Here is a 5,368-nt window from a genome sequence, read left to right as displayed (position 1 = left end):
TCCTGCTAACTATGACGCCCTCAGGACGTGCCGACACGGCGCAGCGCCACCGCCGCGACAGACAGCGTCACCACCCCGACGGCGGCGCAGATCCCGAGGTCGAGGACCACCTTCGCCCAGTCGACGCCGGGTTGGAAGGCGGCCGCGAGGGCGTCCACCGCGTAGCTGCTGGGCAACGCGTCCCGCGCCCAGCGGCCGACCTCGGGCAGCCGGCCGGAGGGGATCACACCGAAAAACAGCACGATGCTCATTCCGAGCTGGCCGGCGACGGTCGCGAGCTCCGACCGAGGAGCGAGCAGGCCGACCGCCGCCCCGAGCCCGGACAGGCAGATCCCGGCGAGGGCCACGACAGGCAGCAGCAGCCACAGGCCAGACAGCGGCAGCCCGTAGAGCAGCGCCCCCAGCACCGCGGTGACGACGGTGCCGGGCGCCGCGAAGGTCGCATATGAGGCCGCCGTGCCCAGCACCACCGCGACGCCGGGCACCGGCAACGTGAGGTAGTAGTCCAGGGCACCGGACGCCCGCAGCGCCCCGAACCGCTGGGCCAGCAGGTTCAACGCGACGAAGGCGACCACGAGCACCGTGGAACCCGCCACGACCTGCCCGGCGGCCGTGGTGTCGCCGACGTCGAGAATCCCGCGCAGCAGCACGAGGATCCCGACCGACTGGAACGACGCGACGAACAGCAGCGGGATCCGTCCCACCTTGGAGCGGGCGAGCTGCCCGCGGTAGACCGCACCGAACGCGGTGCGGAACGACGTCAACGGCGGCAGCTGCGGCGGGGCCAGCGGGGCGCTGCTCGGCGGGGCGGAGGCCGGCGCCGGCCGCGTGGCGGGAAGCGGGCGGCCATCCACGACCGATGGCGCCGGCACCCCGGATGCCCCGCCACCGGATGCCCCGAGCGCGTCCGGAACGACGGTCACCGGAAAATCACGATCATGCGCGCTCCAGGTCCCGCGACCCGCCGCCGAGGGTGAGGTACACGTCCTCCAGCGAGGGAGTGGCGAGACTGAAATCGTCCAGCGCGGCGAACGCCGGGCCGGCGGTCAACCGGCCGAGGGCGTCACGGGCCGCGGCCGGAGCCAACCGGATGGTCCACCGCCGTCCGTTGACCACGGCGAGCGCGGCCAACATCGCGACGGTGGGATCGTCCGCGGGCGGGTCGTGGCGCCACGCGAGGTCGAGCCGGACGTCACCGGACAACGATGCCTTGAGCTGGCCCGGAGTGTCGTAGGCGATCACCCGCCCGGCGTCCAGGACGGCGACCCGGTCGAGCACCGACTCCGCCTCGAGGACGTTGTGCGTGATCAGCACGACGGTGACACCGACGGTGTCCCGGCGACGTTGCAGCGCCGACCACACGGCCCGCCGGGCGACGGGGTCGAGGCCGGTGGTTGGCTCGTCGAGGACGAGCATCGGCCGGTCCCCCACCAGGGTGGTGGCGACACACGCCAGCCGGCGTTGCCCACCGGACAGCTTCGACAGCGGGCGATGCGCCACCGCCTCCAGACCAAGCTCGCCGAGCACGGCGTCACGGACCGCCCGCACGGCGGAGCGGGGGACGCCGCGCATGCGGGCGGTGGTCGCCACGGCCGTGGCGACCGGCAGCTCGGCCAGCGCGAGATCATCCTGACCCAGGTAGGCGGCGAGCCGGGCCGGCAGACCGCGGGCAGCCAGCACGTCGCGGCCAAAAAGGGTAATCGTGCCCGCGTCCGGCCGCAGCAGACCCATCAACTGGCGGACCAGCGTGGTCTTCCCGGCGCCGTTCGGCCCGAGCACCCCGAACACCTCGCCCTGCCGGACGTCGAGATCGATCCGATCATTGGCGAGAACGGCATGCTCACCCGTCCCGTGCCGCCGGGTGAGCCCGCGGACCGCGTAGCTCAACACATCGACCATTGTCGCAGTCGGATCCGGTCGATGGTCCCGGGCCGGCGACGGGCGCTGATCATACCGCGCTGCTCATCCACACCACGACGTCGAGCATCCGCAGCGGGGTGATCGGGGGACCCGCGACGGGTACCAGCGCCCCGAGCCGGCGGAACTCCTCGGCGTTCTCCCGCAGGTCGTACTGCATCGCGCGGATGAGCAGGCCCATGTACTGCCGCCAGGACCGCCCGTCCCGCGGCGACGGCGGGACGCAGTCCTCGTGCTGGTAGAAGATCCTCACCTTGGAGTCGAACAACGGGACCAGGGCGGGCCGCTTGCGGTGCAGCACCTTGGCGATGAGGGAGCCCTTGACGTCCCGGTCGGAGACGTCCGGGTCGTCGAGGGGGTCGTAGAGCGCGGCGACCAGATCGAGGGTGACCTCGTCGGCCTCGATGAGCTCGATGCCGGGAGGAAGCCTGTCCAACGCCCGCTGTAGCAACGGCATCAGTGCGGTGAGCGTGTGCATCCGATCCACGTCCACATGCACGCCGAGCAGGCACGGGGCCAGGAGATCCCCGGTGCATAGCAGATCCGGATCACTATTGGTGACCAGGCCGTCGTAGTACGGGTAGGCGTAGCGCAGACCTCGCTTGCGCGGCCCCAGGTACTCCTCGAGCAGGCTCTCCGCGTCGAAGACCTCCCGGGTGCCCTTCGCCAGCTTCAACCTGGGTCTCCTCATCATGATCCGTGAACTCCCCGGCCGGTCGCAACCCCAGGTGACGAAGCCGGTCTCCCCCCTCATCTTCTCCTGTCCCGGTCGACGATGGCGCAGGGGTCGGGTGCCACGCCAGAACGGTCACCGTCCGCCACCCGTGCCCGGCACACCGTCCGATCATGCGGACGGTCTCGACCGGGTCAGCGACGGTCCGGGGACAGTGGGATGAATCTCATACCCGGCGGCCCGCTTCCCGGTGGGGCCGGGTCCACCACCCGCACCCGAGGATCGGTTTCGAGCTGCGAGAGCCGGCCGGCCGGGGCGCGGACCACCGCGGCGAACAGACATCCACACCCGGCCCGCAGATCGCTCGCCGCTCGCCGCTCGCGGTCGGCGGCGGCAGTGTCGCCGACCTGCGTGTCGGCAGCGGCTCGGGCGTCCGCCTGGGCCGCCGCCGACCCGAAGGCGGCCCGGACGTCGGCCACCGGATCGCGCACGAGGGCCTGCTCCTGTTCACCCCCGATACCGGCGGTGAAGAACACCTGCACGGTCCGGAAGTCGCCGAACACCTCGAGCAGGTCGGCGGGGGTGCGGGGCGCGGTGAGACTGGCCACGGCGTAAAGATCGGCGCCGGGGGCGGCCGAGGTCAGCGACGCGAGGTTCTGCCGGCTGGCGCCGAGGTAGTCGGCGACCGGGTCGTTCGGCCCGGGGCCGATCGTCACCACGGGCAACACGGGCGCCGCCGGCTGGTCGGGCGCCGCCGGCTGGTTCGCGGACGTCGGCGCCTCCCCGGTCGCCGGGGAGGACCGTCCGGACGACGGAGCATGATCGACGCCCTGCAGAATCGCGGCCGTTGCGCTCACCACGATCAACGCGACGAGTCCGAGGACAAGCATCCGGACGCCCCATTCCACCACCCCGCCGGGCGTGACTCCGGCCACGTCGAGCAGGGCCGGCGGACCGTCATCGTCGTCGGAGCCGGCAGGCAAGGGACGGGCCCGGTCCCGGGTCCGGCGGACCCGACCGATCTCCCGCGCCGCCAGGCCCACCATCCGCGCCCGGACGATCGCGATCGCGCGAGAGGTCGCCGGCAGCGTGCGGGCGTCGACCCGATCGAGCAGCGCCCCCAGCTCGTGGACCGGTGGGCGCACGGTGGGCCACCCCCGGCCGGCGGGGGCCTGCGCCGGCACCGCTCCCCCAGGTGCCGCGGGAGCGGGCACCGGCGCCGAGGTCGCCTCCCCGAGCGTCACCGGCTCCGTCATGGCTGGTCCCGCAGTCGTTCCACCGCCTCGGCCAGGTCAGCCGGGTCCGGGCTGGTGAACTCGACCCGTCCGCCGTGACCGGGATGATCGAAGGACAGCTGCGCCGCGTGCAGCCACTGGCGGGTCAGGCCGAGCCGCTCGGCGAGCGTGGGGTCGGCCCCGTAGGCGAGGTCCCCGACGCACGGGTGCCGCAGGGCGGACATGTGCACCCGGATCTGGTGGGTGCGCCCGGTCTCCAACCGCACGGACAGCAGGGAGGCGGCCCGGAACGCCTCCTGGAGATCGTAGTGGGTGATACTCGGCTTGCCGTCCGCGACGACGGCGAACAGCCCCGGCCGGCGCGGATGCCGGTCGATCGGGGCGTCCACGGTGCCCCGCAGCGGATCGGGATGGCCCTGCACCACGGCCCGGTAGCGTTTGTCCACCGCACGGTCACGGAACGCCCGTTTCAGCAGGGTGTACGCACGCTCGCTCTTGGCGACCGCCATCACCCCGGTGGTACCGACGTCGAGACGGTGCACCACCCCCTGACGCTCGGCCGCGCCCGAGGTGGAGATGCGGTATCCCGCGGCCGCCAACGCCCCGATCACGGTCGGTCCGGTGAAGCCGGGCGCCGGATGGGCGGCGACCCCGACCGGCTTGTCCACGACGATGATGTCGTCGTCGTCGTAGAGGATGCCGAGACCCTCGACCGGCGTGGGTTCCACCGCCACCGGACGCGGCGCGGCGGGCAGCCGGACCTCCAACCAGGCACCGCCGCTGACCCGGTCGGACCGGCCCCGGACCTTCCCGTCAAGGCTCGCCTGGCCGTCGTCGACGAGCGCGGCGGCCACGGTCCGCGACAGCCCGAACATCCTCGCGATCGCCGCGTCGAGACGGACGCCGTCGAGCCCGTCCGGGACCGGTAGGGACCGCAGGTCACCGCCCGTGATGGTCACTGCCCCCGCCGACGGGCTGATGCTCGGCGTAGCGCGTGCCGTCCAGACCCACGCCACGCAGGGACAGGATGACCGCGAGCACGCCGCCGCAGACGATCGCGGAGTCGGCCACGTTGAAGATGGGCCAGTAGTGGAGGTGAACGAAGTCCACGACGTAACCGCGCAGGGGACCCGGCGCGCGGAAGATGCGGTCGGCGAGGTTGCCCAGCGCCCCGCCGAGTAGGGCGCCGAGCACGAGAGCCCACCCCACCGACCGCAGCCGGCGGGCGGTGAACACCACCACCGCGACCACGGCCAGGGCGACCAGGCTGAGCAGCACCGTCGCGCCGCCCGCGAGGCTGAAGGCCGCTCCGGAGTTGCGGGTGAGCTCCAGGTCGAGCAGGCCGGGGATGACCTCGACAGGCCCCCGGTCGGACAGGGTGGCCACCGCGACGTGCTTGGTGATGATGTCCGACAGCAGGACGATCGCCGCCGCGACCGTCAGCGTGGCCACCGCCCGGCGGGAACCGGCGGTCGGGCGAGCCTCGTCCCGCCCGCGCGGTACCGGCGCCGACCCCCCGGGCGGGGCCGAGGGCTTCGTGGGC

6 protein-coding genes are annotated in these 5,368 nt (G+C 73.1%); all 6 read right to left on the bottom strand.

Translation table 11 applies throughout. The annotated features are described in order from the left end of the window. Nucleotides 1-20: 20 nt before the first annotated feature. Complete coding sequence (locus tag AC08OQ_RS17385; protein ID WP_462188888.1) at nucleotides 21-923, bottom strand: ABC transporter permease; 903 nt, start codon at nucleotides 921-923, stop codon at nucleotides 21-23. A 13-nt stretch (nucleotides 924-936) separates the two neighbouring features. Beyond that, a complete protein-coding gene (locus AC08OQ_RS17380; protein ID WP_476601702.1) occupies nucleotides 937-1,899 on the bottom strand; it encodes an ABC transporter ATP-binding protein in 963 nt (320 codons plus the stop codon). Nucleotides 1,900-1,948: 49 nt separating this feature from the next. After that, complete coding sequence (locus tag AC08OQ_RS17375) at nucleotides 1,949-2,593, bottom strand: DUF6308 family protein (RefSeq protein WP_462188889.1); 645 nt, start codon at nucleotides 2,591-2,593, stop codon at nucleotides 1,949-1,951. A gap of 191 nt (nucleotides 2,594-2,784) precedes the next feature. Continuing rightward, nucleotides 2,785-3,846, bottom strand: coding sequence for a hypothetical protein (locus tag AC08OQ_RS17370; protein ID WP_476601703.1), 1,062 nt, complete (start codon nucleotides 3,844-3,846; stop codon nucleotides 2,785-2,787). Further along, a complete protein-coding gene (locus AC08OQ_RS17365) occupies nucleotides 3,843-4,784 on the bottom strand; it encodes an RluA family pseudouridine synthase (protein WP_476601704.1) in 942 nt (313 codons plus the stop codon). The genes AC08OQ_RS17370 and AC08OQ_RS17365 overlap by 4 nt, the downstream gene beginning before the upstream one ends. After that, a partial coding sequence (locus AC08OQ_RS17360; protein ID WP_476612209.1) for a signal peptidase II occupies nucleotides 4,765-5,368 on the bottom strand: 604 nt, incomplete at its 5' end. The genes AC08OQ_RS17365 and AC08OQ_RS17360, both read right to left, overlap by 20 nt.

It is taken from the genome of Frankia sp. CcCS3 (genome assembly GCF_977927575.1).
Note: the sequence above shows the minus strand (reverse complement) of the source record. Positions and strands in the feature narration are given on the sequence as shown.

Coding starts and splice junctions, on each gene's coding strand:
- AC08OQ_RS17380 (WP_476601702.1), bottom strand. CDS start 1,899: ATGGTCGATGTGTTGAGCTACGCGGTCCGCGGGCTCACCCGGCGGCAC.
- AC08OQ_RS17370 (WP_476601703.1), bottom strand. CDS start 3,846: ATGACGGAGCCGGTGACGCTCGGGGAGGCGACCTCGGCGCCGGTGCCC.